Origin of the sequence: Rhizobium sp. BR 362, from assembly GCF_036528765.1 — a bacterium.
GTDB lineage: Bacteria > Pseudomonadota > Alphaproteobacteria > Rhizobiales > Rhizobiaceae > Rhizobium.
The window spans coordinates 1-26,429 of the sequence record NZ_JARWGH010000040.1; the positions used below are offsets into that span (position 1 = coordinate 1).

General features: G+C 57.4%; 29 protein-coding genes and 2 pseudogenes. 8 read left to right on the top strand and 23 right to left on the bottom strand.

The window, feature by feature from the left end; all coding sequences use genetic code 11:
- On the bottom strand, window positions 1-167 hold a 167-nt coding region (locus QDY28_RS27125), incomplete at its 3' end, for a transposase family protein (RefSeq protein WP_331384430.1).
- A gap of 394 nt (window positions 168-561) precedes the next feature.
- Between QDY28_RS27125 and QDY28_RS27130 the strand changes: the two genes are divergently transcribed.
- On the top strand, window positions 562-825 hold the full coding sequence (locus tag QDY28_RS27130) for a winged helix-turn-helix transcriptional regulator (RefSeq protein WP_004112797.1): 264 nt from the start codon (window positions 562-564) through the stop codon (window positions 823-825).
- A 12-nt stretch (window positions 826-837) separates the two neighbouring features.
- Here QDY28_RS27130 and QDY28_RS27135 read toward each other — a convergent pair whose 3' ends face one another.
- Window positions 838-1,578, bottom strand: a complete 741-nt coding sequence (locus QDY28_RS27135) for an AraC family transcriptional regulator (protein ID WP_240535389.1) — start codon at window positions 1,576-1,578, stop codon at window positions 838-840.
- Between QDY28_RS27135 and QDY28_RS27140 the strand changes: the two genes are divergently transcribed.
- From QDY28_RS27140 to QDY28_RS27150, 3 genes are all read left to right on the top strand, one after another.
- Entirely contained in the window at window positions 1,516-1,785 is a 270-nt protein-coding gene (locus QDY28_RS27140; RefSeq protein WP_331384431.1) for a hypothetical protein, read from the top strand. The two genes, QDY28_RS27135 and QDY28_RS27140, sit on opposite strands and share 63 nt — an antisense overlap.
- A gap of 67 nt (window positions 1,786-1,852) precedes the next feature.
- A complete protein-coding gene (locus QDY28_RS27145; protein WP_004112801.1) occupies window positions 1,853-2,311 on the top strand; it encodes an aldo/keto reductase in 459 nt (152 codons plus the stop codon).
- A gap of 40 nt (window positions 2,312-2,351) precedes the next feature.
- On the top strand, window positions 2,352-2,798 hold the full coding sequence (locus tag QDY28_RS27150; RefSeq protein ID WP_276307812.1) for an aldo/keto reductase: 447 nt from the start codon (window positions 2,352-2,354) through the stop codon (window positions 2,796-2,798).
- A gap of 96 nt (window positions 2,799-2,894) precedes the next feature.
- On the opposite strand, the pseudogene QDY28_RS27155 reads toward QDY28_RS27150, so the two are convergent.
- From QDY28_RS27155 to QDY28_RS27175, 5 genes and pseudogenes are all read right to left on the bottom strand, one after another.
- Window positions 2,895-3,002, bottom strand: a pseudogene (locus QDY28_RS27155) (non-homologous end-joining DNA ligase); the annotation flags it as partial.
- A 10-nt stretch (window positions 3,003-3,012) separates the two neighbouring features.
- A complete protein-coding gene (locus tag QDY28_RS27160) occupies window positions 3,013-3,729 on the bottom strand; it encodes a GntR family transcriptional regulator (RefSeq protein WP_004112807.1) in 717 nt (238 codons plus the stop codon).
- Between the two features lie 274 nt (window positions 3,730-4,003).
- Window positions 4,004-4,507 (bottom strand): GNAT family N-acetyltransferase, encoded by a 504-nt coding sequence (locus QDY28_RS27165; protein ID WP_004112810.1) that lies wholly within the window; start codon window positions 4,505-4,507, stop codon window positions 4,004-4,006.
- A gap of 201 nt (window positions 4,508-4,708) precedes the next feature.
- The gene (locus QDY28_RS27170; protein WP_004112813.1) at window positions 4,709-5,377 is read right to left on the bottom strand and encodes an HAD-IA family hydrolase; all 669 of its coding nucleotides are present in this window, start codon (window positions 5,375-5,377) and stop codon (window positions 4,709-4,711) included.
- Window positions 5,378-5,446: 69 nt separating this feature from the next.
- The gene (locus tag QDY28_RS27175; RefSeq protein WP_120670751.1) at window positions 5,447-6,742 is read right to left on the bottom strand and encodes a DegT/DnrJ/EryC1/StrS family aminotransferase; all 1,296 of its coding nucleotides are present in this window, start codon (window positions 6,740-6,742) and stop codon (window positions 5,447-5,449) included.
- A 544-nt stretch (window positions 6,743-7,286) separates the two neighbouring features.
- Here QDY28_RS27175 and QDY28_RS27180 point away from each other — a divergent pair.
- Window positions 7,287-8,411 (top strand): ROK family protein, encoded by a 1,125-nt coding sequence (locus QDY28_RS27180; protein ID WP_240535390.1) that lies wholly within the window; start codon window positions 7,287-7,289, stop codon window positions 8,409-8,411.
- Between the two features lie 235 nt (window positions 8,412-8,646).
- Here QDY28_RS27180 and QDY28_RS27185 read toward each other — a convergent pair.
- Window positions 8,647-8,942, bottom strand: a pseudogene (locus QDY28_RS27185) (hypothetical protein).
- Window positions 8,943-9,335: 393 nt separating this feature from the next.
- On the opposite strand from QDY28_RS27185, the gene QDY28_RS27190 reads away from it, so the two are divergent.
- From QDY28_RS27190 to QDY28_RS27200, 3 genes are all read left to right on the top strand, one after another.
- Window positions 9,336-9,773, top strand: coding sequence for a hypothetical protein (locus QDY28_RS27190; protein ID WP_004112820.1), 438 nt, complete (start codon window positions 9,336-9,338; stop codon window positions 9,771-9,773).
- 142 nt (window positions 9,774-9,915) lie between these two features.
- Window positions 9,916-10,509: a hypothetical protein gene (locus QDY28_RS27195; RefSeq protein WP_004112823.1), complete on the top strand. Its 594-nt coding sequence runs from the start codon at window positions 9,916-9,918 to the stop codon at window positions 10,507-10,509.
- 31 nt (window positions 10,510-10,540) lie between these two features.
- A complete protein-coding gene (locus QDY28_RS27200) occupies window positions 10,541-11,122 on the top strand; it encodes a hypothetical protein (RefSeq protein WP_004112825.1) in 582 nt (193 codons plus the stop codon).
- Between the two features lie 146 nt (window positions 11,123-11,268).
- Here QDY28_RS27200 and hypE read toward each other — a convergent pair whose 3' ends face one another.
- From hypE to QDY28_RS27275, 15 genes are all read right to left on the bottom strand, one after another.
- Window positions 11,269-12,315, bottom strand: coding sequence for a hydrogenase expression/formation protein HypE (gene hypE / locus QDY28_RS27205; RefSeq protein ID WP_120670755.1), 1,047 nt, complete (start codon window positions 12,313-12,315; stop codon window positions 11,269-11,271).
- The gene (hypD, locus tag QDY28_RS27210; RefSeq protein ID WP_004112837.1) at window positions 12,312-13,469 is read right to left on the bottom strand and encodes a hydrogenase formation protein HypD; all 1,158 of its coding nucleotides are present in this window, start codon (window positions 13,467-13,469) and stop codon (window positions 12,312-12,314) included. Before hypD ends, hypE begins: the two co-directional genes overlap by 4 nt.
- The gene (locus tag QDY28_RS27215) at window positions 13,466-13,693 is read right to left on the bottom strand and encodes a HypC/HybG/HupF family hydrogenase formation chaperone (protein WP_004112840.1); all 228 of its coding nucleotides are present in this window, start codon (window positions 13,691-13,693) and stop codon (window positions 13,466-13,468) included. The genes hypD and QDY28_RS27215 overlap by 4 nt, the downstream gene beginning before the upstream one ends.
- On the bottom strand, window positions 13,684-15,957 hold the full coding sequence (gene hypF, locus QDY28_RS27220; protein WP_004112843.1) for a carbamoyltransferase HypF: 2,274 nt from the start codon (window positions 15,955-15,957) through the stop codon (window positions 13,684-13,686). Before hypF ends, QDY28_RS27215 begins: the two co-directional genes overlap by 10 nt.
- A 2-nt stretch (window positions 15,958-15,959) precedes the next feature.
- Window positions 15,960-16,829, bottom strand: a complete 870-nt coding sequence (gene hypB / locus QDY28_RS27225; RefSeq protein WP_004112846.1) for a hydrogenase nickel incorporation protein HypB — start codon at window positions 16,827-16,829, stop codon at window positions 15,960-15,962.
- Entirely contained in the window at window positions 16,829-17,170 is a 342-nt protein-coding gene (gene hypA / locus QDY28_RS27230; protein WP_004112848.1) for a hydrogenase maturation nickel metallochaperone HypA, read from the bottom strand. Before hypA ends, hypB begins: the two co-directional genes overlap by 1 nt.
- A complete protein-coding gene (locus tag QDY28_RS27235; RefSeq protein WP_246779168.1) occupies window positions 17,163-18,044 on the bottom strand; it encodes a hydrogenase assembly protein HupF in 882 nt (293 codons plus the stop codon). The genes hypA and QDY28_RS27235 overlap by 8 nt, the downstream gene beginning before the upstream one ends.
- A gap of 224 nt (window positions 18,045-18,268) precedes the next feature.
- Entirely contained in the window at window positions 18,269-18,703 is a 435-nt protein-coding gene (locus tag QDY28_RS27240; protein WP_028754846.1) for a hypothetical protein, read from the bottom strand.
- Window positions 18,700-19,446 carry a hydrogenase expression/formation protein gene (locus tag QDY28_RS27245; protein WP_051043299.1) on the bottom strand — a complete coding sequence of 249 codons (747 nt, stop codon included), beginning with the start codon at window positions 19,444-19,446 and terminating at the stop codon, window positions 18,700-18,702. The genes QDY28_RS27240 and QDY28_RS27245 overlap by 4 nt, the downstream gene beginning before the upstream one ends.
- 296 nt (window positions 19,447-19,742) lie before the next feature.
- Window positions 19,743-20,036, bottom strand: a complete 294-nt coding sequence (gene hypC / locus QDY28_RS27250; RefSeq protein ID WP_184806100.1) for a HypC/HybG/HupF family hydrogenase formation chaperone — start codon at window positions 20,034-20,036, stop codon at window positions 19,743-19,745.
- Window positions 20,037-20,177: 141 nt separating this feature from the next.
- Window positions 20,178-20,759, bottom strand: a complete 582-nt coding sequence (locus QDY28_RS27255) for a HyaD/HybD family hydrogenase maturation endopeptidase (RefSeq protein WP_004112860.1) — start codon at window positions 20,757-20,759, stop codon at window positions 20,178-20,180.
- Between the two features lies 1 nt (window position 20,760).
- Window positions 20,761-21,489, bottom strand: coding sequence for a Ni/Fe-hydrogenase, b-type cytochrome subunit (gene cybH / locus QDY28_RS27260; protein ID WP_004112862.1), 729 nt, complete (start codon window positions 21,487-21,489; stop codon window positions 20,761-20,763).
- On the bottom strand, window positions 21,486-23,276 hold the full coding sequence (locus QDY28_RS27265) for a nickel-dependent hydrogenase large subunit (protein ID WP_120764306.1): 1,791 nt from the start codon (window positions 23,274-23,276) through the stop codon (window positions 21,486-21,488). Before QDY28_RS27265 ends, cybH begins: the two co-directional genes overlap by 4 nt.
- Complete coding sequence (locus tag QDY28_RS27270) at window positions 23,273-24,385, bottom strand: hydrogenase small subunit (protein WP_004112868.1); 1,113 nt, start codon at window positions 24,383-24,385, stop codon at window positions 23,273-23,275. Before QDY28_RS27270 ends, QDY28_RS27265 begins: the two co-directional genes overlap by 4 nt.
- A 94-nt stretch (window positions 24,386-24,479) precedes the next feature.
- Complete coding sequence (locus tag QDY28_RS27275; RefSeq protein WP_004112870.1) at window positions 24,480-26,423, bottom strand: flavin-containing monooxygenase; 1,944 nt, start codon at window positions 26,421-26,423, stop codon at window positions 24,480-24,482.
- Window positions 26,424-26,429: the final 6 nt, after the last annotated feature.

Sequence of the window (26,429 nt, forward strand, 5' to 3'; positions counted from 1 at the left end):
CATTCGACGATCTCGTCAAAATCGTCGCATGCGCCGATCGTCCCGCAAACGACCAGAAGAAGCACCTCGGGTAACGGATGGGCGACCCGCCATTGCTCCCGCTCATCCTCAACGAGACTAAAATGGTCCAGCAAAACCCGCAGCCGCGGGCGATCGTCTTCAAACATGTCGGCCTCCAAATCACCGACACTCTTGAATCACACCCAAACCGTTCAGGGAAGAAACGTTAACCCGAGTTCAGAGCCGTGGGCAAAGAACGACGTTGTTTGAGTTCCGACGCGCCGCCGATCACGACTCATCGCCGGAACCAGCTTAGGGTTTGCGCGAGACCCAATCAGACTGTCGTGTGCTCTCTCGTTCCACCACTTCAAATCCCACGTCGATGATCTGGCAGGAACGGTCGTTACTGACTGCCGATGCCGCAACAACGCATATTTTCGAGGCGTAGTCACATGCATATGCCTGTCCCGCCAAATCAGCCTTATACCAAACCCCAACTGTCGCAGGGTCAACGCGATTCTCGGCCGCATCCGCGACAAATGGACCATCCTGAAGATCACGATGCTTGCCGACCGGCCGCGGCGCTTCAATGAGTTGAAACGCGTGATAGGCGAGATTTCCCAACAAATGCTCACCCGCAACCTGAAGTCTCTGGAAGCGGACGGGATGGTGACCCGCAAGGTCTATGCGACCGTGCCGCCTCAGGTCGAGTATGGCGTGACAGATCTCGGCAGGTCTCTTGCCGCACCGATCATGCAACTGGCGACCTGGGTGCTGGATCATCTGGGCGAAATTGAAGCCTGTCGCGCGCTGGTTCGTGCATGAGCTCTAAGAAGACTAGGCTACCGATTCAACGATGTTCTGCAGTTTTCCGGCGTCCTGCCGGGGTGGTGCGCCGAACAGCCGTTTGTATTCGCGACTGAACTGCGAAACGCTCTCGTAGCCGACAGCGTAGGCGACGCTTGCTGCTTCTGAGCGCTCCGCGATCAGGCGCCGACGCGCCTCGTGCAGGCGGATTTGCTTCTGGTACTGGAGCGGGCTCAAGCCGCTAATCGCCTTGAAGCGGCGATGGAACACCGACACGCTCATGCCGGCCACAGTGGCCATGGCTGCGATGCTGAGATGCTCCGTGTAATGCTCGCGAATCCATGCCATTGCCCGCCGGACATGGGACAGGCGGCTACCGTTGCCGGCAATCTGCCGGAGCAACGCCCCTTGAGGTCCCATGAGCAAGCGAAACATGAGTTCGTGCTCCCTGTGACGCGCCATGATCGGGATTTCATCCTGGCGGTCGAGAAGTTCAACGAGGCGCCGCCAGGCGTCGATCAATGCCGGCCCTGCGGGGCTGAAGCCGAATCCTTTATTCATTGGGGGTTCCGGCATGCTGCCCATCTCCAGGAGCAGTGCGGATATTACCTCCGGATCGATGTAGAGGTTGAGAGCGACATAGGGCTCCTCGGGTGACGCTTCGCTGATCTGTCCCATGGCGGCGAGTTCGGCCGCCACGACCATGCAGTGGCCGGCGCCATACTCAAGCACCTGGTCGCCGATGAAGACCTGCTTGGATCCTTGCAGCACGAAGCAGACAACCGGGTTGTAGACCGCCAGCCCGGCTCCGACGGTCGATCGAAGGTGCTGACGCTGACCCGCGGCATCTTCGGTTGGGGCTTGCCTGCATGGCGCAAGACAATGGCTTTGAGCTGGGCAAGATCGGTCATGGGGCCATCTGCCCTCGTTAGCCTGCAAACGTCAAGCGATCAGCAGGATCAGGCAATGAAACGGTAGGATCGGACATCGTCAATCGAAGTGTCAAACTCAAAATGGGCGCATCGGATAAGAAAGGACATTCACGATGCAGCAACGCAAGCTTGGCCGACACGGCCTTACGGTCGGCGCCATTGGTTACGGTGCCACGGGCACCGCCATCGGTTACGGCCCCAGCGACGATCAGGAATCGATCACGGCCATCCGCCGCGCCCATGAGCTCGGCGTCACCCACTTCGACACCGCACGCATGTACGGCTGGGGTGAAGGTGAGAAGCTGCTCGGCATTGCGCTGCGGCCAATTCGTGATCAGGTGACGATCGCAACGAAATTCGGCTTGACGGAAAGCTACTCCCCTGACTCCCGGCCGGAGACCATCCGTGACGTTGTGGACTCCAGACTCAAGAATCTGAACATCGACACCATCGATCTGCTTTACCAGCACATTCCCGACCCAAACGTCCCGATCGAAGACGTGGTCGGCGTGATGCAGGAGTTTGTCCACGCGGGTAAGGTGAAATGCCTCGGTCCTCTCCAACTCGGATGAGGACACCATCCGTCGCGCCAGTGCCGTTGCCCCTATCTCGATTCAGCAATACCAGTATTCCATCCTCGCCAGGGACGTGGAGCCGCTGCTGCCGGTCCTTGAAGAATTAGGCATCGGACTGGTTGCCTATTCCCCGTTGGCGCGTGGTTTCCTGACTGGCCACGTAGCATCTCGCGATCAATACGCCGCCGACGATTTCCGGCAGAACCTCGGGTGGTGGGCGCCGGCGAATTTCGCCAAGAACGTCGAGATTGCAAAAGAGCTCACCTCGCTCGCCGCGGCGAAAGGCGTCAGCCTCTCCCAGCTTGCGTTGGCTTGGCTGCTCACGCGAAAGGACTACATCGTGCCGATCCCAGGTGCTCGCAATCAGCAACGTGTGTCGGAGAACATTTCCGCCGCGGAACTGGTACTGACGGACGCGGACCTCAAGCGTATCGACGAGATCGCTCCAAATGGGGGCATCGGCGGACGAATTTGGGGTGAGTAATGTCAGCAGGTGATTTGCTCGGCCCGCCGCGCGCGATCGTCCAGGTTCGATAGGGCGCTCCTCGAAAGGGTCGAGCGCCCTCGCAGGCCGCTCGGCGATGTCGAAGACAGCGGCATTATCCTGGTTTTCGCGCAAACCCTTGTAGGAGGCATGACGAAGGTTGCCGTCATGTGTCCAGCCGCGGAGCTCGATTTCGGCAATCACAACTGCATATTTACAAACTTCTCACCAGCCGAGGAAAACTTGTCGACCGCCGCCTGTTTACCTCTTGTACGACGCGTGGGAGCGCGTTCTGTTCGAGATCAAGGTGACTCATCAATGCTGATTCCACCGCGCCCGTTGCCTTGCTCAATAACCGCATCGCGTCGATCAGCCTTGCAAGGCTTTGTTCGTAGGAAGGGCCAAGCTCCGAGATAATTATTTCCATCCGGACGGGATGTGAGCAAAAACAGAATTTGTCGACAATTCGGCAGATTTCGCAGTTTGCCGACAGCTGGGCAATTTGGGCAAAGACGGCTTCGGCATGTATCGCGAGCTGGTCGCGGGGCGGGTTGTCACGCTCGCCGTCAGTATCCGGCACATGCGGCCGCATACGCCAGAGCGCGTAGGTGAGGGTTTGACGTGCGATACCATACAAGTCCAACAATGCTCCCTCCACGAGCGGCCTGGTGAAATAGCCTTTCTGAGGGATCGAAACGATCTTGCCCTCTGCGGCAAGTCGGATGAGTGCTTCGCGTATCGGTGTCCGCCCAAGGTCCAGTTCGCAGGCAAGCTCCTGATCACTAAGATGTTGCACCGGCACGCGAGCATAGCGGTAAAGCAATTGAAGTACCGCATTATAGGCCGCGTCAGCCTTTGCGGGGACCTGTTCACCAGCGGAAGTTGGAACGGCTATTCCGCGACATTGGAGAGCATTCTCGCAAAGCCACATTTTTCAGTTTCCTCTGTCGATGCAATTGAAGACCGCGTGACGCCGGGAAATTCAAACGCCACAACGCTTTGGGCTGCTTAAGGATTCGTGGGGACGTGATTTTTGAAGTCCACTATAGATGACAGTCTGGCTGAGGTCACGCCTTCCATGATCTGATGGTCCGAAACACGATTCATGGCAGTCTACGATATGTTCACACGGTCAGATCAGTTGGAGTCCCGGAGGAGGTTTGAGTACACGCAGACCAACACAGGCGCCCCTTGGCCCGTCTGACCTAGGCCGTACTTGCGACCAGCAACATCTTTGTCATTAAAGTCGCATCACCATAAGGTGTCTGTACGTGGTCCATTTCCGACCAGCCATTCTTTGTATAGAGGAGCTTTGCGCTCTCCGTGGTAAGATAAAGCCTTTCGTAGCCGAGGCGCAAAGCTTCGTGTTCCAGCCTCTTAACCAGCAATGAAGCTGTACCCTTATTGCGATGAAATGGATGGACGTACAGCGACTTTAACCAGGGCGAAAGATCAGGCCTTCCTTTAAAATCACAATTGGAAAGGCTGATCATCCCTGTGGGTCTGCTGTCTTCGCTAGCAACCAAAGTTAGCGGCATAGAACTTCTTGAGGAGGCTTGGAACTCACGCTGTGTCTGCTCGAATGAGCCATTGGCCTGACAACCCCATTGCCCAAAGGACCAGCTTGCACAAACCGGAACCAGATCGCGACAATTCTCCAGATACTCAATCACTATTGGAGCTTGAATGTGTATTTGCTTTTCAGCCATCGTCTCTTCCTATTTGCCGAGTGTCGGGTTGCTTTAGATTGAAGCTCTTCCTAAAGAGCATTGCAGCGGGATAATCTGACGCTGATCAGTAGCCGCGGACAAAAGGGGTCCTCACCTGGGTAACCCTCCAACGCAAACGCATTTGCGCGTTTGGTTCGCTCGCTACGGCTCCAGCCTGCCTGGCACACCATCGCCCAACCATCAACTTGATAGAATTTCTGGCAAAGCCGCCATCTGGCTGAATGTTCTCATGGCGCCGGCTTCCAGCAATTTTTCAGCATGTCCAAGAGGACAATGAGAACCACCGACGAAACCAATTACCCGCATTTTAGCCGCCACAGCCGCCTGGACCCCGGCAACGCTATCTTCGATGACCAAGCAATTATCCGCCGACGTGTTCATTCTCTCAGACGCAAATAGAAAAAGATCCGGGGCGGGCTTGCCACGTGAGACTTGGGAAGCACTGAATACATTCGGCGAAAAATAATCGTAGAGGTCTGTTAGCTTGAGCGCGAAATGCAGTTCCTTCAGATTGCTGCTCGATGCCACGCAACGCGCCACATCAATGGCATCCAGAACTTCGTTGACGCCTGAGATGGCTTTGAGATCGCTGGCATACCGTCTACCAATTTCTGCCATAGCATATTCATGATGCCCCGCCGGCAAGCGCAAGCCAGACTCAGCTTCGATGGTTGAATAGGTTTGCCGATCAGTCATGCCTGTGAAGCGACGATTGTAAGTCTCCGCAGCTATATTATATCCGTGCGCTGCCAACACTTCGATATGAACCGCTGTCGCAATGATTTCGCTGTCGATTAGGACTCCATCACAATCGAAAATCAGAAGTTTTGGCGTTTTGTACGAGGTCATGGGATCACTCCGTTGTCGCTGGAAAACGGCATTGCAAGAGAGCAAGCGCGAAGGTGACTTTGCTTGGATTCAGCTTGTCCAGACGGTTGTCATGATATCGGAAATCTTTGGGCCAAACTTGGAAAGAGCCGTCCAGACCCGATGAAATGCTTCTGCGTAAAGTTCCATTACCCCGGCTTCGTTGGGTGGCGCGATTTCCGATACGCAAAACATGGTATCTAAAAGTTTTACCGTGTTTGGAAAATCGGCGGCTTTCCAATCCTTGGCAATATTCGGCAGATATTCGAACACTGGCTTCCTGAGCCAGATCAAAACGGGCACGCCCTCCGCCTGCAGCAGTTTGACGATGGTATCCCTTGCCGTCGGACCCGGACCAAAACCGAGAGCTTCCGGCTCGATGCGAAGTGGGAAGCTGAGCATGGACTGATTGCAGTCAGATGGGTCGAAGAGGGGAAATATACCGGAGAGATCTCGGATCATTTCCCATAGAATTTTCCCATTATTCCTTCGAATCTGAAGTTGTGTCTCGAGGTTGCTCAATCGCATTTTTGCTATGGAGGAGGAGAAGACGTTCGGACGGTAGTTATATCCTGCTGAAGACGGCGAAAAAGTCCGATCTCCGTTTCGAGATGAACTCGTCAGTGAAACGCAGTCCACATGTTCAATTAGATCTTTGTCCTCCGTAATCACGAATCCGAGCTCGCCGGCTCCAAGATGCTTGGCGCCGTTGCCAGACAAAGCGAGGGCGTCTGTATCAATGTATGCCCCATTTGCGATCGCTTTTATGGCGCCGATCGATTGGCAGACGTCATCAATCACGGCAATCCCTTCGGCGCGCGCGGCAGATCTTGCATCAGGAACACGAATGTTATTCCCGAAGAGATGGGTAATGAGAACCGCTCCGACACCGGGTCCGAATCGGTCGGCTGCCGCGTCTTGATCGATCCCGGCGAGGTTCATGTCGACATCAACGAAATCGGGCTGAAGGCCACTAATCGCAATTGGCCCCACCGCGCCCGGCCAATTTAGCGCCGCAGTCACCACCTGCTCGCCTCGACCTTTAAAATAATCAAGCTCGATATGGATTGCCGCCGTACCACTGCCGACGGCGCGCACCTTCCACTTCCCCGTCCAAGTAGCGAGATCCTGCTCCAAATCGGCCACGATAGGGTGATTGACCCGATGATACTTTCCACTGTCTACAACTTCGCGGAGTGCATCCAAATGCTCCGTCTGTGTGGCTGGCCAAGGCGTGATCCGCCCGGAAGGAACGGTGGGCTCCCCACCAAGGAGAGCGAGATCCCTTTCTCGCTGGTGCCCTCCGGACTCACAGAGGTCCAGATTATTGCTGGCAAATTCGTTCATTTATTCCTCCGGCGATTGGTTACGTCGATGTCTGTCGATTTGCTGAAGAGTTCTAATGTTTTAGGAGGTCAGATCAACAGTAGTTCTGAAATATATTTAAAAGTATATTTTGCGTTTGTGGGACTTTCTGTTGTAGTGCTCCGGTTTTTGGAAATTTTAATCCCGAATATAAATATATACTCGAAGGATAATTCTTCGTTTTCGAAATGAACATTCAAACGGCGGTGGAGAAAAGCAGGTGTGTGATGATTGCTATATCGGTTCGGGGGTTCGGGAGCGTTCGGCAACGACTGCAGGCACTCAGGCGGGAGTGGCGTAAAGACGATCGAGTTTCCACAACAAGAGAAAGTCGGATCAGACGGAGTCCATGATAAAAAGAACGGAAAAACCATCAATTGCGTGTGCGAGCAACGCGAACACTCACGAAGGATCTGGCAAGCGCCTCATCAGGCCGGCCGAGGGGGACCAGAGCGACAGTAAAGGATTTAGGCCAGCTCATCCCCTAATCGCCGCGCGGACGCTAGGGATTGCAAATCGAGGACGCTTGCTGCAGGCCCTTTACGATATGGGTCCGTCCAGCAGGGTCGAGCTTGCGCGCGTCACCGGTGCCAGCCGCGCAACCATCGGCGGCATAGTCCAACCACTGATCAATCAGAGTATTCTTGAAGAAGGCGACCTGGTACCCCCCGATCGGTCCGGCGGAAAACCCGCTACAAAGCTGTGGTTCTCGAAAGGGGCCAAGCCGATCTGCGCAGTTCGGCTGATGCACGACCGTGTCCACACATGCTTGGTCTCTCTGGAGGGCGAGCTCTATGCTCAACACGAGGTGGATTTGGCGAAAGATCTGACAGATGCTGCCGATGCATTTCAGATCGTCAGTGCCTGCATTGAGAAGTCAGTCGCATCTGCCGACCAAGAGGTTCTAGGCATCGGCATGGCAGTTGCAGGAGAGCTCAACCCGCAAACGGGCTCGATCGCGGCTATGGATTTCGCGCCGTACCTTCATGGCTTTCCGATAAAAGCGGAGTTAGCAAAGCGTTTCGGGGTCCCGGCTTGCGTCGACCAAGATGCCAGAGCCTTGCTGGTTGGCGACCGTTGGTTCGGGCAAGGACGTGGACAGAGAAATTTTGCGGTCGTTTACATCGGTCAGTCGTTGGGCGCGGCCCTCTATGTCGATGGACATCCTTATAGGGCCGCCGGGGGTAAACACTGCCAGATCGGCCATACCATCGTGCAACTCAATGGCCAAATGTGCAGATGCGGACGACGCGGATGTTGGGAAACGATCGCGACACTGCCATGGCTGAGAGGCGAAGCAAGGGCCAGGGGCCTGCCGCAGGCTGGCTTGTTGGATGCGAGCCGCTTGGTGTGGCTCGCCGAAACTGGCGCTAAAGGGGCAAAAGAACTGCTTGAAGACTACGCGTCCAATATTTCTGTCGGGTTAGTGAACCTTCAACAGCTGATGGCACCCAGCTGCATCACTTTGCATGGCGACATCGTGCATGGCGGAAAATTGATGTTAGATCTTATTCGAAAGAGCGTCAGGCAACTGATGTTCAATCCCGGAGATAACGAGATCGCCCTTGCCCTCGGCGATCGTGAAGATGTCGCCGGCCTGCGCGGCGCGGCGGGTCTCGTCGTCTGCGAATTGCTGAATTTCATAATCTAAGCAGAGAACGGCCCCAGTCCTTAGAGACCGCATCTGGTCAAATCCTTTGCAATCATCCACATTTCAAATGAAAACCGCCATCTTTCTCGAAAACCGAATTGCAACAAATTGCTGGTGGATTTGGGGGTTCCTGGGCAGCTGAAGCTGTTGGCGCATGGAGTTGCGTACTGGATGTGCTCGATCCAGCCAAGGAACTGCACAGACCCTGCAATCCCAGTCTGGTGCGGACTGAGGCTTAAGAAAAAAACGACACGAGAACGGACAACCAGATCAATGCGACGCCCAGCAACAGCGCTCGCCTGGCGGCTACGATCTTTTCCTGGCCTTCCTCCGCGACAGGGGTCGTTACGATCCAAGGAACTGAGCCAAGCGCCGCAAAACCGATTAGCGCCAAGACACGACGATCAAATCGGACCGATGCCAGCCGCCTGGCTCATACACTCCCCAATAGCCAAGGAACGCCATTCCGACAGCGAACATGGTGGCGGAGGCAGAGCAAAGTCCGGGAACAGAACCTGATGGTGCACGCATTTCGTATCCTCTTTGTCGGTCAAACCAAGGGCCAATTTCCATGACGGTGCAAACGGGCTTTGCACATATCTGTCAAGAATCGGGTGCCAGCTGAAGCATCGATCTATTGCAAATGATTTAGGAAAATCCGAACATTGAATGACGTGAGCGATCGCAGAAGCTGGTAGGGGGAGCTCCCTTTCCTGGCAGATGTGGTCGCTAACTCGTCGTTCGACAGACGGTTCGACCTCGCAAGCTCTGCATTTTTTCATTGCCAAAGTCCGCAGGCCAGCCGCTCGCCTTTAGGCACGAGTTTTGAGAGGTGCTGTCCAAAAAGTAGGCCACAAAATCACCAATGTTGACTCTGTCTTTCACTCAGCCGAAAAGAACTCCTGCCGACAGAGGGAGATACTCATGGCTGACGAGAATAATACTGGCACAAGCACTGAGATGGCAGACACGAATATACCGGTAAAAACGCCGGCGCCTAAAAAACAGCGCGCTCCGCGACGCCCGAAAGCAACTGCCGAGGCAGCGGGTACTACGCAGGTTGGGAAACCCGCGAAGGCGCCGCGAGGTCGCAGGAAGCGTAGCGACCAAGCCGCAGACACAAAGTCCCAGCCTGTCGAAATGCAGGTGGCCGACATCTCCGTCAAGGAACCCATAAAGGACACTGCAGCCAAGAGGCCGGCACAGCAGTCCGTGCAAAAAGGTACGACGGCCATTTCGGCAAGGGACGAGATGGCGGATCTTCTTCAGCTGGAAGAAGAGAATAAGAGGCTGCGTAACCTCTTGGCAGAGAAATTGCGTGCCGAAAATGCCGATCTGCGCAAGCGGCTCGGGCTAGATTGATCGCCGATCAACAGCGGGATGGTGGCGAAATCGACCTGAGCTATCCTTCTCGGCAGAAGATGCGTTCGCCGGGCTCGCCTTCCGAGCCCGGTGTCAAGCTGCGGCGCCACTATGGATACGGACTGGTCGAGGTTGAGGCACTATGAAATTACCCTGGAAATTCCTTGCTCGATTAACGTCGCGGCGACAGTCCGCACCCGAAAGTTCGATTGGGCATGGTGTCGATACCGACGCAAGCCAAAGCAAAACTCAAGACGTACCGCAGCTTGCGCTAAACCCACCAGAGCCCTCCAGTAGCTCCGAGCCCGATGAAAGCCGATCTATTGAGATCATAAGGACTGATTCAAAAGAATTCGAAGGTGAGGTCGAAATTGAAGGTGCGGCACCGGTTGAAGGTGACGAGGTTCAAGAACTGTCGCCTCCGGAGGTCGGGCAGCCGAGCGCTGAAGCTTCCGCGGTGCCGCTTGAAAGCAATACGCGCAGTCGGGTCCCTGGCATACCGCGGACGAAAAAGCCGGCACATGCGAAAGGAGTTCACATTGACGTCACTGCGCAGAGCACAGCTGTCTCAAGCAATGCTCAAGATGAGACATCCTCATCGTCTGAGGACGGCTTTTTCGAAGAGGTGACAAACCTGGACGAGGAAATCACGCAACTGAGGGTTAAATTGGCTCAAAAGCTGCTTTTGCAGAATGATCAGCTTAAAAAGATGCTTGAGCGATTTGACCGATCGTAATCCTCCTTACGATCTCAAAGATGGGACATACATGAAAACACAGCAGCGAAAATTCGTTGTCGAGCTCAAATCGGCCCGGCGCAGATCAACGATCCAGCCAGCTTCTATCTGGGGTGATACCGACCTCAAGACGCTGGCGCGCGAGGCGGAGGCAGACGCACCACATCTCTTCGAGCCTGACACCGTCTCAGATGTTCCGAAGCGAGAAAGCGAGCTGTGGTCGGATCCAATACCAGAGACTCATCTCAACGACGAGGTTGAAACCGGCGATGATAAACGGATTGCGGCGTCCTCTCTCGAAACCGAACAAACGTGCCCGTCTCAGAAGGACGATGGGGCGATCTTCGCCTCTGTTTCACAACCGAAAGAGGGCTCTTCCAGCCGGTCTCGAAAGAACATAAAGCGTCGACGTGAAGCGAATATCGATAATGCCGACGAAATGACAAGCGGCCAATCAAACGCCAGCCACGACGATATCTCAGGCGAGGAGCTAATCGCGCTTGAAGAAGAGAATCGACGGCTTAAGGCTTTGCTGATGAAATATCTTCGTCAAGAAAATATGCAGATTCGACAGATGCTCGCGCGATTCAGCGATCAGCGCGAGATCTTGTGAACCAATCATGTTTGTGTGCCCGCACTTAGATCTCTTCATGGCCACAGGAGGGAGTGCGTATGGAAAGTACGCATTAAAGCTGCTCACCAAGCTCGTTGCTGGCTCCGGGCACGCCGTCTTGCGTGAAGCGATATGCACAGCCGTGCTCAGCAGATCCGCGGCAACTGTTCGCCCCATAGCCAATCGACAATGCGACTGCCACCAAACGACGTCGCCATCTGGACGAAGCAATGGTCGTCATCCTCGGCATGGCCGATCAATGCGGCCTGCGCACCCAACGGATGCGCGCGCATGACGGCGAGCAGCGCATTCGCAAACTCTGGCGCCACCAATACGACGAGCTTGCCCTCGTTGGCGACGTTGAGCGGGTCGAGGCCGAGCAATTCGCAGGCCGCGGCTACTTCCGGTTTGATCGGAATGGTCTCCTCGTCGATGCGGAGGCCGACATTTGAGGCATTGGCGATTTCGTTGAGTGTCGCCGCAAGTCCACCGCGCGTTGGATCTCGCATCAGCCTGATTGACGATCCGGCGACCTCGACCATTGCCGCTACTAACCCGTGCAGCGCAGCGCAATCCGATATGATGTCCGTATCGAAATCCAGGTTCTCGCGCTTCGACATCACGGCGACGCCGTGATCGCCTATCGAACCAGAGATGATGACCGCATCGCCTGGCCGCGCGGCATCGGAGCGTAGGTCGAGACCGGCTCGAATCATGCCGATGCCGGAGGTGGATATGAACACGCCGTCGGCTTTGCCGCGCTCAACCACTTTCGTATCGCCAGTGATGATTGGCACACCTGCCGCGCGGGAGGCCGCTCCCATGGCGTCGGCAATTCGATTAAGATCTGCGAGCGGAAACCCCTCTTCAATAATGAAACCTGCCGAAAGATAGAGCGGGCATGCGCCGGCCATGGCAATGTCGTTAATCGTCCCATGCACCGCAAGCGAGCCAATATTGCCCCCCGGAAAGAACAGCGGCGAGACAACATAGCTGTCGGTGGTCATCACCATGCGCCCTGCCGGAACCGCAAATGCCGACTGATCGTTGCCAGCCCGGAGCCAGTCATTGTCGAAGGCCCTGTGGAAAATGCCCTTGACCAACTGGTCCGTGGCGCACCCCCCCGCCCCATGCGAGAGATCGATGCGTCCGTTCCTGAGGTCGAGCCGCGACCTTTTGGCTTTCGTGGTCATGCGATCGTCCTGCTGCTTTCGTCCGCCTTTCCCTGCCTGCCGAAACGGCCGTAGAGCCAATACGCGGCGCAGGCGCCTTCCGACGACACCATGCAGGAACCCATCGGCGAATCGGGCGTGCAAACCTTACCAAACAGCTTACAGTCGGACGGCTTCTTCACACCGCGCAGGATGGCGCCGCATTCGCAGGCCGGATTGTCTTTTGCCGCCGGCGTCACGACGTCGAAACGTTTCTCGGCATCGTATTTGGCATATCCAGGCCTGAGGCCAAGCCCACTTTGGGGAATCGCGCCCAGTCCCCGCCATTCGAAGCTTTCCCGCAATTCGAAGACATTGGCGATCTCGCGCCTCGCCTTCTCGTTGCCAAGGGTGGTCACGGCTCGGATATACTGGTTCTCGACTTTATGGACGCCCTCATTGACCTGGCGGACGAGCATCAGGATTGAATAGATGACATCGAGCGGCTCGAAGCCTGCCACCACGATCGGCTTGTTATATTCTTCGGCAAGGACTTCAAATGGCTGCGTACCAATGACGGTGCTGACATGTGCAGGGCCGAGCAATCCGTCGATCTTGATAGTGCCGAGCGTGCGAGCATCGGAGTTTTCAAGGATAGTCTGGATCGCAGCCGGTGTTAGCACGTGGTTTGAGAAGATCGAAAAGTTTGCGAGGTCCTTAGCGATCGCGAACCGCAGCGACAGCGCCGTCGGCGGCGTCGTGGTCTCGAAACCGATGGCAAAGAAGACGACTTGCCTGTTCGGTTCGGCTTCGGAGATGTTTAGCGAATCGAGTGTCGAATAGACCATGCGAATATCGGCGCCGGTCGCCCTGGCCTTGAGCAGACTCGAGCCGTTTGAGGATGGTACACGCATCAAGTCACCATAGGTGCAAAGTGTGATTTCTGGGCACATGGCAAGCGCGATCGCTGCGTCGATGCGGCCGATCGGCAGCACACAGACTGGACATCCCGGTCCATGAATCATCTGCACATTGGACGGCAGCAGGTCTTCAAGGCCATAGCGCGAAATTGCATGGGTATGGCCGCCGCAGAATTCCATGAAATGATAGCTGCGCGCCGGATCTACCGCCGCTGCGATTTGGCGAGCAATATCTTTGGCGAGCTTGGCATCGCGGTATTCGTCTATATATTTCACGCCGGACCTCCCAGGGCAGCTTCGCGGATCAAGGCAAGCGTCCTTTCTGCTTCTTCAGTTTCGATCTTTGCAAGCGCGTAGCCGACGTGGAGGATGAGATAGTCACCGGGCGTCACATCCTCCACGAGTGCAATCGATATGACCTTTAAGACGCCGTCCAGCGTTACCTTGGCCATATTGTCTGGCAGCAATTCCACCACCTGGACCGGTAGGGCTAGGCACATGTCCGGTGCTCCCAGTTCTGGGCGCAGTCGTGTTTGATGACGTGCCGTGCAAAGGCGGCCTGACCGAGCGCTATACCCCCGTCATTGGGCGGGATCTGGTGCGGCAGGTAGGGCTCGAGGCCATGGTCGCGCAAGGCGCTGGAAAGACCTTCGGCCAGAATGCGGTTTGTGATGCAGCCGCCGCCGAGCATGATCGCTCGCGTGCCAGCCTGCGATGCACCAAGGGAAGCCCAATCGGCGAGGCCGCTGATCAGCGTGCCGTGGAATAGGTCTGCGGCCTTTCGGCGGCCAAGCTGCCGCTCCGCCAGATGGATGATGAGGGGTCGGAAATCAAGCAGGCCATCGGCGAGACTGTAGCCCCCGGCAAGACATTGGGGATCATCGACGAGTGCTTCGAGTTCCATTGCTGCCTGCCCCTCGTAGCTCTGGACGAGGCGGACGCCCGCTATCGCAGCCACTGCATCGAATAGCCGCCCCAAGCTGGACGTATCGGCTGATTGCAAGCCGCGGGAAAACATCGCATCAAGTTGCGCGACACCAGGATGTCCGGGCCAAAGCGTGGCCGCAAGGTCGCGCCGGCCGGCGGCCTGAAGAGCGGCAATTCCCATGCGCCAGGGCTCCCGCGCGACCCGGCCGGCGCCTGGCGCCGGCAAGGGCAGAAGCGAAGAGAGCCGTCGCCAGCGAGGACCGTTGACGACCAGCATTTCGCCTCCCCAACTACTGCCATCGACGCCATAGCCGTGGCCGTCGAGTGCAAGCCCGAGGACCGGCCCGCCGGCATGATGTTCCGCCGCCACGGCCGCGACATGGGCGAGGTGATGTTGCACCGGCAGAAGCGGCAAATCCAAATGTTCCGCGATCCGCGCTGAACGAAAATCCGGATGCAGATCGCAGGCAGCAAATTCGGGCCTGACATCAAGGATAGAGCAGAGATGCTCGAGGGCTTCCCGCTGGAATCTGATCGCTTTGACATTGTCGAGACCGCCGATGTGCTGCGACAGGAACGCTTCCCGGCCCCGTGTCACGCAGATCGCGTTTTTGAAGTCCGCGCCGGTGGCAATCACGCATGGGCCGTCCTCGCCAAGATCGACCGGCTCCGGCACAAAACCCCGGGCGCGCCTCAGAAAGCTCGGCGCGCCGTCAATTACCTGCATGACGGAATCGTCAGCGCGAATGGCAATGTCACGGTCATGTGTGACGATCAGGTCGGCAACCCCGGGAAGCCGATGCATGGCATCGTCATTATCTGATACGAGCGGTTCACCCTCCGGATTGGCGCTGGTCGCAATCAGAGCGGCGGGAGCGCCGGCCGCTTCTGCTGCAAACGCGGCAAACAACAGGTGGTGCACCGGCGCATGGGCGAGCAGCAGGCCGATCCGACTGAGGCCGGGAGCGATGAGCTTGGAAAGGTGATCACGCGCCTCGATAAGGACGATCGGGGCGGCGGTCGAGGCGAGCAAATCCTCTTGCGCCCGCGAGGGCCTGGCAAGTATTCGGGCTGTCTCAATGTCCGGCACCATGATCGCGAACGGCTTCTCGTCGCGCATTTTGCGTCGTCGGAGACGATCAATCGCCGTATCATTGCGTGCGTCGCAGAAGAGCTGGAAGCCGCCGACGCCCTTGATCGCAATGATCTGGCCATTCATGAGCCGCGCGGAGACCTCCGCGATAGGATGGCTAAGCTGTGGGCCGCAAGCCGGGCAGGCGAGGGGCTCACTATGGAACCGCCGGCTTTCGGGGTTGGCATAGTCTGCGCCGCAGGCGCTGCACATCGGGAACGCAGCCATCGAGGTCCGGCCGCGATCATAGGGGAGCGCACGGGTGATGGTGAAGCGCGGGCCACAATGAGTGCAGTTGACAAAAGGATAACCGAAAAAGCGGTTGTCCGGATCATTCAGTTCGTGCCGGCATTCGACGCAGGTGGCAGCGTCGGCGCCAATGCGCGTGGCGCCACGGCCGCCGACGCTTTCGAGGATTTCGAACGTTTCGTCGCCGGCCGGCTCCAGTTCCAGCTTATCGACGGTATCGACGCGGGCAAGCGGCGGCGCCTCCTTCCAGACGCGTTCCGCAAAGCAGTCGACAGCGGTGCCCTCGACCTCGATCAGCACGCCGGCGCTGTCGTTGAGCACGAAGCCGGTAAGCTGCATCATTCTCGCAAGCCTATAGACGAACGGCCGGAATCCCACCCCTTGCACGGCACCGCGCACACGCACTCGCAACCGCCGGACACGATCTTCCGCCATGGATGCCAAGGTGCTCACCATCGTCAGACTACCTGCGAAGCTTTCGCGATCCGGGCCGCCTCAGCCTCCAGCCAGAAATAGAACGCTTCCATGCCGTCGCCGCTGCGCGCAGAAACCGTGAGAGTGCGAAGGCGTGGATTGACGCGCAGCGCATTTGCGATGCAGCGCCCGACATCGAAGTCGAGATGCGGTAGCAGGTCGGACTTGTTGAGAATCATCAGGTCGGCGGCCGCGAACATGTCGGGATATTTGAGCGGCTTGTCCTCGCCCTCGGTAACCGAAAGCACCACGACCTTATGGGCCTCGCCGAGATCGAAAGCGGAGGGACAGACAAGATTGCCGACATTTTCGATGAACAAGACTGAACCGGGCTCGGGCGCCAGGTCCTCGACCGCGTGGCCGACCATGTGGGCGTCGAGGTGACAGCCCTTGCCGGTGTTGATCTGGATTGCGGAAACACCGGTCTTGCGGATGCGTGCGGCATCGTTGGAGGTCTCCTGGTCGCCTTCAATCACGCTGATCGACATTCGGTCCTTGAGGTCGTGAATGGCGCGCACCAGAAAGCTGGTCTTTCCCGACCCGGGGCTTGAAACGAAATTCAGCGCAAAGATGCTGTCACGAACGAACCGAGCCCGGTTTTCGGCAGCATAGGCATTGTTTTTGGACAGGATGTCCTTTTCGATCTGGACGATGCGCTCCGGGTTCATGCCCGGGACATGCACGCCGGCAATCCGTTGATGATGTTGGAGCGCACCGTGTTCCGCGTAGTGACGATCATGAGGATGTCCATGATCGTGCAGGTGACCGCGATGATGATCATGGTCGCCTTGCGCGCCTGTCTTGCTCTTGCCATCTTCCAATGTTGCCATCTCGCAGCCGCATACCGTGCACATCAGATCACCTCCATGTCCTTGATCCTCAATTCATCGCCCGCCGTCGCCTGCACCTGATACCGCCCACAATCCGGGCAGGCGCCAAATCGCTCATCGAGGGGCACCGTCTTCCCACAATCGAGGCACCAGCCCTCGCCGGCGATGCGGTTGATTTCGAGTGCGGCATGTTCGGCAATCGTCCCACGCCGCACAGCTTCGTAGCAGAACAGGAGCGAATCCGGATTGATATGGCTCAAGACACCGACATCGAGGCGGATCGATTTGACTGCGCTCGCACCATTTAGCTGCGCCATCTCGCAGACGATGGCGATCACACTCTCCATCAACGACATTTCATGCATGCGCGGCATCGCGAACGTTAAGCTTGAACTCGACGCAGGGATCGAACAGAGCCGCGAGGCGATAAACTGACCGGGCTGCTGATTCATGAGCACCGATCCGCGATGACAGTAGGGTTTTGACAAATGGACCGGCCGGATGAAAATTCCATTCGGTCGGGGCCAGTATCCGGTAGGCGCAAAGTTTCCCGTTCGCGTCGATCTCGGCCTGATGATAAAGTCTGCCACGCCCACATTCCACCACGCCAAAGCCGCCGTCGCCGGGCACCGAACCACCGGCCATCAGTTCGGAAGGATCATTCTGGCCCTTGGCAAGATGCGCGAGTTGCTTCAAGCAAAGGCCAACGTCGCCTATGCGTGCCATGAAGCGTTGCCTAAGGTGCGGATCGTCTGGCCTGCTGGTGTCGCAATGCCGGGCATAAGCACCGGTTTCGACGACCCGACCGGCAAGATGCGGCAAGGCGCAGTAGTGCGCATCTTTGCAAAGATGGGCAATAACTTCGGCATCATCGGCGGCACTCAGCGGATCAGGGCGCCGGCCTGAAAAAGTTCGGTCGTCCTTGATATCTCGAAAAATCGCCGCGCAAGCCGTGCCATCCGGCGACAATCCGTCGTCTTTCGAGATGCCGAGCCCCTCTGCTGCATCGGCAAGCCGCCGCGCGTTGGCAGCCAGGGCACTATGGTTCACTTTTTTCTCTCGCGATTGGCCGATGATTGCCTGCGACGCGGCCAGGGCGCCGCGCAGATATTGGCCCGCGTCAGCCACCAGACGTAACGATATTGATGAGGGCCAATGCAAAATCAGCGCCCTCAAAGTTTCGAATATCCGTTCGGCAAGCAATCCGGCCACCGCCGCGAGCTGCTCCTCGATGGGCATCGGTAGGCCGGCTGCATTCAGGATGGCAAGGCGCGCCGCCACCGATTGCGAATAGCCACAGAGCGAAAAAACCCATCCGACAAGCATGGGCGCCTCTTCCGGTCGATGGCCAATGAACATGCGTGCCAATTCTTGCGGGCGGTTGACCCTCACGTCCACGAAACAGGCAAGCGCTTGCGACACCGTCACATCGATCCGGATCGAGCCGGCGCTAAGGAGATAGGTCATGCAACAAGCTCCCGAAGCGCTCGGAAAACCCTCCAACGCAGATCACGGCGCATGGGGCTGGCGGTTGGATGGGATGGCGGCGCGAGCGCAACGATGTTGAAAAATGCGCGCATCGCCTTCAACACCGTCCCCATCGTTTCAAACTCAAAGGCCATGAAAAACAGCAAGCAGGAATCAAAACCGCCAGTCGTCTCGGATTTTTGCCGGCGATGAATTCGATCACGCCTGCCCGCACATTCCGAGTCGTGCCTACAGCAGCCAAAATCATGAACCGTGGCGTCGCGACGATGCGGTCGTTCGCCCGCCGAATGCCAGCAAGCTCGTTTCCGAAGCGCCTTTCGCGGGCGCATAGACGTCCAGCATGTGCCGCCTTTCACCCTATCCTTATCCGAAACGGTCACATGCGTGACGAGATTCTCGAAGCTGATCATTTGAAATAAGCCTCCTCGACATCACGCAGGCGCGCGGCGGAGTCGCGGAAATCCTCTTCAGTCGCGAGGGCGAGGGATGGGATGTCGACGATTTGCAGCATGTCGAGGACGATCTCATCCATGTTGTCGTAAAACTGTACGGACCAAACGTTTCGGGCCCCTGCTGCCGTCACGCGACAGGTGCGGTAGCCGCGTGATGTCAGTTGTACGGGACCGGCTCCGAGCGTGACCTGCAGGAAATTCACATCCTCGATGCTCATCGGAAACAACGACAAAATGATAGCGTGCGCAGGATCGCCATCCCGGTACTGGACAATGCGGTCACCGATCTCGGTCAGCACCGGCATGACGTTCATAGCGCCAGGCGGCGCAGGTCCATGTGAGACCAAGGCCGGCAGCGCCGTGCAGGCCCTCCGCACCGTCATAGGAATCGGGCCGACCTCGATATATTCCGCAATGAGGTCGCCGGCGGGGTCGGTAAAGCGCATATGCCAGACGCCGGCCATAACCGCTTCCTTGAACTGCGCCAGGACCCCGGAGGGCAGCGCCGCTACCCCGCAAACCTCGCCCTTGCCGAGCGTCTGCGTGACCAATTTCTTGTCATCGTCGTCGAATTCGAAAATGTCGAATAGCTGCCCCGGCTGGCCGGCTTTTTGCACCGCAAGCGTTGCAGCAATGTCGGATATGAGCATTGCGGCTCGGCAGCTTCGGCCGTTTAGGGAGCCAACTGGGTAGGCTGGCATTGTCTGCTCCAAATCAGCGTGTAATTCATTCTCGCACTTGGGATCTGCAAGCGGCGTACCAGTTGCTGAGAAAGATGGGTCGTATTGATCTGAAGGAAAATTCCGGTCGCGGTCTTATGCGGATGCGCACACGCGGCCCCGATGCTGAGGCAGCGCGTTACGCTTCGCAATATTCAGCAATCCGCCCGCAGCCAGCAGGATCGATCTCGTCCGTCTCCGGCTGCCCTTGGACAGTCCACATGAACATGTGGCCGACAAGGAAGAGGAGATTGCGTTCAGTTGAGAAATACGAACTGTCAGTTTTCCCGCAAATGCAACGGTAATTCCGGCTCGCGGGAGATAAGATCGGCAAATAGCGTTTCGAATGACCGTCCTTCGACCGCTTCAGCAAGACCGGCCAACGCATCGTCGATCTTGTGTGCTTCGTCGGCATCGAGCACCCGGATCGCAGATCCTAGATGAGTAAGAACGTACGTCCCAACCGGTTGCGGGCCGACCAGCACCATCGAAATCGCAAAAACCGATCCGTGGCGCTCGCACTCCGCTGTAAATTCGCCACCAGTCACCTGCATCGGAATTCCTATGCACACAATCAGCCCCTCGATCTGCCTGGGTTCATGATATTGGGAACCGGAAGGGTTCTCGCGCGGGTCCTTGGGTTTTGGATGCAGCCGGCGACCAGGAACGCAACCGACGACTGCCTCGGTTGCATCGGAACCCCCCTGAACCACTCAATTCGCCCGGTCCGCTCGCCGCTCGTAATGTGCAAAATCGATGTCGTTGGCGAGGAGAGCGGGCGCGGCGGTGCGGCGCGAACTGATGGCGACGCCCCATCGCTCCAGGATGCCGGCGGCTACCATTACGGCGGCCGGGATTACGGATTTGACGGGCTCAGTCACCGGTCCGCCCCAGCTATCGAGGTCCACCGGTTGGCAGCCGATCAGTGCGAGTCTTGCGGGATAGCGATCGAGAAGGTCGGCAGCGCTCAGAACTTCCTGGAAGCCTGTCTGGTGCAGGCTCATCTTTTTGGCGCCGGTGAATTTCGGCACGTCGTCATTCTCGACGATCTTCAGCGTGCCGGGCGCGAGACCGAAGTCGACCGCGTCGAATACAATCAGATGATCGGCTTCGGTGACATATTGCACGAGATAAAGGCCCTGGGTGCCGCCGTCGAGCACGGTGACGTTGGTCGGCACCGCATAGGCCTGGTGGAAGGCTTCGACAGCGCGGACGCCAAAACCCTCGTCCGCCCAGAGAATATTGCCAATGCCGAGCACCAAAACGTTCGGTTTGCGAGAGTTCGCTTCGTCCATCCTAGTCCTCGTTGTGCTTGGACAGCCGCTCGCCCGAAATCATCGACGAAACGATGCTCTGGCGGCTGACGATGTCCTCGCGTACCGCGATATAGATATGGATCATCACGAAGATCAGGATCACCCACATTCCCAGATGATGAAGGGTATGAACGGACTGGCTGTTCGGCCAGATGAAGAATACCCGACCAAACAGCCTGTATGCCCAGCTGTCGTGGCCGACGCTTTCGCCATAGAGCGCAAATCCGGTGATCACCATGAATGTCAGCGGCAGCGTGAACGTCACGAACATGACGAATTGCGACAGCGGATTGTGGCCAGCATATTTCAACGCGCGTCCAGTAAGGAATGTGTAAACGCGCACCTCGTGCAGCCATTCGCTCCAGAACCGTCCGCTCCAGAAGGGAACGTAGAAGATTTGGCGTGCATGCACGTTGCCGACGAAGACCCAGTAGATTCTGAGGATCAGGGCCACGGCCAGGATCTGCCCGGCGGCGAAATGGACAAAACGGATATAGCCCATCAGGAAATTGGCGCTCGCCTCGCCGGGTGCCGCCGCCAATGGGCTGCCGATGAAATAACCCGTCAGCGCCAGCGCCAGGATGGAGAAAGCGTTTATCCAGTGCCAGAGGCGAACGGGCGCCTCGTAGGCATACACGTTTTCGCGCTCGCTGGCGCGTTCGTCATCGGCGTTTGAGATAGCAGAGATGCTCATGATCGTCCTCCTCATCTGACTTGGACCTTGGCCATTTCCTGTCCGTCCGGGCTCATGATATGGGTGGAGCATGCAAGGCACGGATCGAAGGAATGGAGGGTTCGGAGGATTTCGAGCGGCTGCGACGGATCCGACATAGGCGTGTCAATCAGTGAGGCCTCGAACGCGCCGATATTGCCGTGCGGATCGCGCGGACTGCCGTTCCAGGTGGTCGGCACCACACATTGATAATTGTCGATCTTGCCCCCCTTGATCTTGATCCAGTGTGCGAGGGCGCCGCGCGGGGCCTCGGTGAAGCCGACGCCCTTGACCTCGCAAGGCCAAGTCTCCGGCTTCCATTTGTCGATGAAGGCGGTGGCGCTGTCGCCGGCCTTGATATTGGCGACCAGCTTGTTGTGGAAATAGCGCATCTGCCGGCCTGCCCAGACGGATTCGAGCGCGCGAGCGGCGGTACGCCCTAGTGTCGAAAATAACGCCGCGGTCGGCAGGCCGAGGTCCTTCAGGACCTTGTCGACGGGATCCTTGAATTCTGCCTTGCCCTGGGCGTAGCCCAAGACCCAACGGGAAAGCGGGCCGACTTCCATGGCGTGGCCGCGCCAGCGCGGCGCCTTGATCCAAGAATATTTTCCGCCTTCGTCCAGCTCTTGAATGTTGGTCTTGGTGCCCTTGGCATTCGGCCCAAGCTCGTAATGCGGCACGGTGACACCGTCCCAGGGATGCAAGCCCTTGGCCTCGTCCGGATATTCGTACCAGGAGTGACTGACGAATTCCTGGATCTGCTCTGGATCGGAATGGTCGACTGGCAGGACTTCGTTGAAATTGCCATTAATGATCGCACCGCGCGGAAGCTTCAGGCTCGCCTCCGTGTAGTCATTTGCGTGTTCCGGCACGTCGCCATAGGCAAGCACGTTCTTGCCCGACAACCCGCCGCCGAACAGCCAATCCTTGTAGAAGGAACCGATCGCCATGATGTCCGGTAGGTATACCTTCTCGTTGAACTCGATCAGCTGGTCGATCACCGACGAAATTTGGTTTAACCGTTCCATTGTAATCGCGCCGACGGCTCCCGTGCCGTCGAGGTTGATCGGACAGGGCACTCCGCCGACCAGCCAATTCGGATGCGGATTTTTCCCGCCGAAGATCGTGTGGATCTTGACGATCTCCCTCTGGAAATCGAGGGCTTCGAGATAGTGTGCTACGGCCATCAGGTTCGCTTCAGGCGGCAGCTTATAGGATCGATTGCCCCAGTAGCCGTTCTTGAATGGACCAAGCTGGCCGGATTGGACGAACTTTCTCAGCCGTGTCTGGATGTCTTTGAAGTAGCCCGGCGAAGACAATGGCCAATCGGACACCGATTGGGCAAGCGCCGAGGTGGCCTTCACATCGGCCGTGAGGGCAGATATGACATCCACCCAGTCGAGCGCATGCAGGTGATAGAAATGCACGACGTGGTCATGAACCTGCAATGCCAGCTGCATGAGATTGCGGATCGAATTGGCGTTTTCCGGAATGGTTATGCCGAGCGCATTTTCAACCGCCCGCACCGATGTGAGCGCATGGGTTCCGGTGCAGACGCCGCAGATCCGTTCCGTGAAAGCCCAGGCATCGCGTGGATCGCGATTTTTGAGGATGACTTCAATGCCTCGCCACATTGTGCCGGTGGAAACGGCATTGCGGATGATATTGTCCTCGTCGACATTGACCTCGACCCGCATGTGGCCTTCGATGCGGGTTACAGGATCGACCACAAGACGCTTGCCGGAATTGTCGAGCGTGAAGCCATCTGGCGTTTGGATGGTCATCGTGATCTTTCCTGTCCATTGCCGTTTTTAGGACCGGTTTTCCCGCGCTTGGCGGTGACCTGCTTGACGGCGCTGATTGCAGCATGGGCAGCAATCGCCCCACCGACAACACCAGCTGCGGTCATGCCCACCTGGTCTGCAGTGGCTTCCACGCCGAATGGGCTGACCTCGGTCAGTCGGGAGTAAAAGCTTCCTGCGTCCCAGAAATTTTGTTCCGAGCAGCCGATGCAGCCATGACCCGACTGGATCGGGAAAGAGACGCCGCCATTCCAGCGAACGGTCGAGCAGGCGTTATAGGTGGTCGGGCCTTTGCAGCCCATCTTGTAGAGGCAGTAGCCCTTGCGCGCGCCTTCGTCGTCCCACTCCTCGACGAACTGGCCGGCGTCGAAATGAGCGCGCCGATAGCACTTGTCGTGGATGCGCTGCGAATAAAACATCTTAGGCCGACCCTGATGATCGAGTTCGGGGAGCTTGCCGAACGTGGTGATGAAGGTGACGACGCCGGTCATCACCTCTGCGATCGGCGGACAGCCAGGCACTTTGATGATCGGCTTGTCGCGGATCACTTTGTCGATCGGCGTCGCCTCGGTGGGGTTGGGCGTTGCGGCCTGAACGCAGCCCGAAGAGGCACAGGTTCCCCAGGCGATGACAGCCAGGGCGCCTTCGGCCATCCATTTGAGTTTCTCGACGAAGGGTCGCCCGCCATCGATGCAGAACATCCCGCCTTCGTTGAGCGGCGGATTGCCTTCGACGGCAAGAATGTACTTGCCCTTGTGCTTCTCCTTGGTCTCTTTGAGGATCGCCTCGGCCTGGTAGCCGGCCGCCGCCATGATTGTATCGTCGTAATCGAGTGAAATCATCGACAGGACTACATCCTTGGCCAGCGGATAGGCGGAGCGGATGAAGCTTTCCGAGCAGCAGGTGCATTCGAGCCCATGCATCCAGATCACCGGCACACGCTCTTTGGTTTCAAGTGCCTCGGCCATCGCTGCGGCCGTATCGGAGCCAAGGCCGAGGCAGGCCGCCGTGAGGCTGCAGAACTTCATGAAACTGCGCCGGGTTATGCCCTGGCGACGGATAACATCGTAAAACGTTTCGGTCGCGGCCATCCTGCTCCTCCACCTTCCCACCCCTGAGGCCTTTTTATTCAGTGAGCGATTTTAATCCTCGATCTCAACTCGACCCCTGAGTGGCGACCGCTTTTCAAACCGCTTCAGCCGAGGCCTTTGACTGGTAGCCGACGTTCCCCATGATGTGGTAGTCACTGAGGTCTGCCTCCTTCGTTAGGTTCCAATAGTCGATAAGGCGCCAAGGGCTGTTTGTTACGATTCGCCCCCGGGCGTTGCGGAAATAGGTGGACATGCCGGGATGGCTCCAGATCATCTTCTGGTGCATTTCCTGGATCGTCCGGTTGTAGTGTTGATAAACGTCTTGCCGGCATTCCACCTCGGATAACTTCTTTTCTCCCATCTGGCGCAGAACGCTCAGCACGTAGTCCAGCTGGCTTTCGATCGTGAAGATGAAGTTCCCGCGATGACCGAGGGCTGTATTGGGGCCGTAGAGCATGAAGAAGTTCGGGAAACCCGGCATGACGCTACCAAGATACGCCTGACAGTCGTCATCGTCCCAAGCCTCACGTACTGTCACGCCATCGCGTCCGAATATCTGAACTGGAAGCAAGAAGCGTGTGATATCGTAGCCCGAGGCGACGATGAGAACATCTGCCTCATGGCTGTCGCCATTTATCGCTCGGATCGACTTGCCTTCGACCTGTGCAGCAGCGCTGTCCACCAGACTGACCTGCGGCTTCAGAAGGGTTCTGTACCAGCCATTGTCCAGGAGCATTCGCTTGCCGAACGGCGGGTAGGGGGGAATGACCTTCGCCAGTAGCTCGGGCCGCCCGGCGAGCTGTTCTTCGATATATCGTGTACACGTCTCGCGGTGGCCGTCGTTCAGCGCATTCACAGAGCGATCGGGATGCGGCCATGCCGGATCCTTCTGCAGGGATTCGTGCACTTGAGTATCAAAAATCCAACTCAGCCGGAGCCTATAAAGCCATTCGTAATGTGGTACCGCGCGGAGCAAGAACTGCATCGACTCGGGAACCGACATAAGAAATTTTGGAAAGGGTGCCGCCCATTGGCGCGATCGTTGGAAGATTGTCAGGGCGCTCACCCGATCGGCGATGGCCGGGACAATCTGCATTGCCGATGCTCCGTTTCCGATCACAGCCACGCGTTTGCCGTCGAGCGTAACCCCGGGATCCCAATTGGAGGTGTGCACCAACGGTCCGTCGAAGTCACGCAGCCCGGGAATGTTTGGCCATTTTGGCGTGGTAAATCCGCCCACGGCTGAAATGACCACATTGGTTACAAGGGTTTCTTCCCGCCCGTCTGGCAAGCGCAATCGAGAATGCCAAGTCCGGCTTTCCTCATCATAACGAGAAAACAGGCATTCCGTGCCGTAGCGGATTGAGCTTTCAATACCGAAGTCGCAGGCGACCCGGTTGAGATATTCATCAATTTCCTGCTGCAACGGGAAGAACTTACTCCAGTCGCCGCTGGCAAACGTGAAGGAGTATAGATGTCCGGGCGTGTCGACCCCGCAGCCAGGATAGCGATGTGAATGCCAGACCCCGCCTGTGCGGTCCTGCTTTTCAATCTGGATGTAAGAAACGCCCAGTTGTCGCAGCCGAACTGCGGCCGCGATGCCGGACATGCCGGCTCCGATGACAAGTATGCGGAAGTTGTCCGGCAAACACACAGGATCAGGAACCGCGCCTGAATACCTCCGCAGCTTGTGGATCATCATGTCAGCATATTCCGGCGGAATAGGCTCAGCTTCTGACATGGAGAGCATGCGGATCAATTCTTCTGCCGATAAGTCTGCCCTTGCGATGGGAACGCCTTGGCGCCAAGCCATGATGGCGCTCAGTGCTGCATCGCGAATCTCCGCCTGCAATTCGATTGCCAGACCACCGGAGTCGTTGTCGTCCCAGCCGCTCTTGGCAGGAATAAACCGCGGACCTAGCCAATATTCTCGTCCTGTGAACTGATAAAGCAGGAGCAACAAGGTTGGGATATTGGCCGAAGGGAGTGCTTCGGCGATACGCTGACGAAACTGGTCGATGTCTTCAAAGTGAGCCATGGATTA

Bases quoted from the DNA above. Each gene is read 5' to 3' on its own strand.
- QDY28_RS27165 (WP_004112810.1), bottom strand. From the start codon at position 4,507: ATGGCTGAAAAGCAAATACACATTCAAGCTCCAATAGTGATTGAGTAT.
- QDY28_RS27215 (WP_004112840.1), bottom strand. From the start codon at position 13,693: ATGTGCCTAGCCCTACCGGTCCAGGTGGTGGAATTGCTGCCAGACAAT.
- QDY28_RS27235 (WP_246779168.1), bottom strand. From the start codon at position 18,044: ATGCCCATCGAGGAGCAGCTCGCGGCGGTGGCCGGATTGCTTGCCGAA.
- cybH (WP_004112862.1), bottom strand. From the start codon at position 21,489: ATGAGGAGGACGATCATGAGCATCTCTGCTATCTCAAACGCCGATGAC.
- QDY28_RS27160 (WP_004112807.1), bottom strand. From the start codon at position 3,729: ATGTGGCTTTGCGAGAATGCTCTCCAATGTCGCGGAATAGCCGTTCCA.
- QDY28_RS27245 (WP_051043299.1), bottom strand. From the start codon at position 19,446: ATGCCAGCCTACCCAGTTGGCTCCCTAAACGGCCGAAGCTGCCGAGCC.
- hypB (WP_004112846.1), bottom strand. From the start codon at position 16,829: ATGTGCACGGTATGCGGCTGCGAGATGGCAACATTGGAAGATGGCAAG.
- QDY28_RS27265 (WP_120764306.1), bottom strand. From the start codon at position 23,276: ATGACCATCCAAACGCCAGATGGCTTCACGCTCGACAATTCCGGCAAG.
- QDY28_RS27240 (WP_028754846.1), bottom strand. From the start codon at position 18,703: ATGATCAGCTTCGAGAATCTCGTCACGCATGTGACCGTTTCGGATAAG.
- QDY28_RS27190 (WP_004112820.1), top strand. From the start codon at position 9,336: ATGGCTGACGAGAATAATACTGGCACAAGCACTGAGATGGCAGACACG.
- hypE (WP_120670755.1), bottom strand. From the start codon at position 12,315: ATGACCACGAAAGCCAAAAGGTCGCGGCTCGACCTCAGGAACGGACGC.
- hypA (WP_004112848.1), bottom strand. From the start codon at position 17,170: ATGCATGAAATGTCGTTGATGGAGAGTGTGATCGCCATCGTCTGCGAG.
- QDY28_RS27200 (WP_004112825.1), top strand. From the start codon at position 10,541: ATGAAAACACAGCAGCGAAAATTCGTTGTCGAGCTCAAATCGGCCCGG.
- QDY28_RS27175 (WP_120670751.1), bottom strand. From the start codon at position 6,742: ATGAACGAATTTGCCAGCAATAATCTGGACCTCTGTGAGTCCGGAGGG.
- QDY28_RS27195 (WP_004112823.1), top strand. From the start codon at position 9,916: ATGAAATTACCCTGGAAATTCCTTGCTCGATTAACGTCGCGGCGACAG.
- QDY28_RS27275 (WP_004112870.1), bottom strand. From the start codon at position 26,423: ATGGCTCACTTTGAAGACATCGACCAGTTTCGTCAGCGTATCGCCGAA.
- hypF (WP_004112843.1), bottom strand. From the start codon at position 15,957: ATGGTGAGCACCTTGGCATCCATGGCGGAAGATCGTGTCCGGCGGTTG.
- QDY28_RS27145 (WP_004112801.1), top strand. From the start codon at position 1,853: ATGCAGCAACGCAAGCTTGGCCGACACGGCCTTACGGTCGGCGCCATT.
- QDY28_RS27255 (WP_004112860.1), bottom strand. From the start codon at position 20,759: ATGGACGAAGCGAACTCTCGCAAACCGAACGTTTTGGTGCTCGGCATT.
- QDY28_RS27270 (WP_004112868.1), bottom strand. From the start codon at position 24,385: ATGGCCGCGACCGAAACGTTTTACGATGTTATCCGTCGCCAGGGCATA.
- QDY28_RS27130 (WP_004112797.1), top strand. From the start codon at position 562: ATGCTTGCCGACCGGCCGCGGCGCTTCAATGAGTTGAAACGCGTGATA.
- QDY28_RS27170 (WP_004112813.1), bottom strand. From the start codon at position 5,377: ATGACCTCGTACAAAACGCCAAAACTTCTGATTTTCGATTGTGATGGA.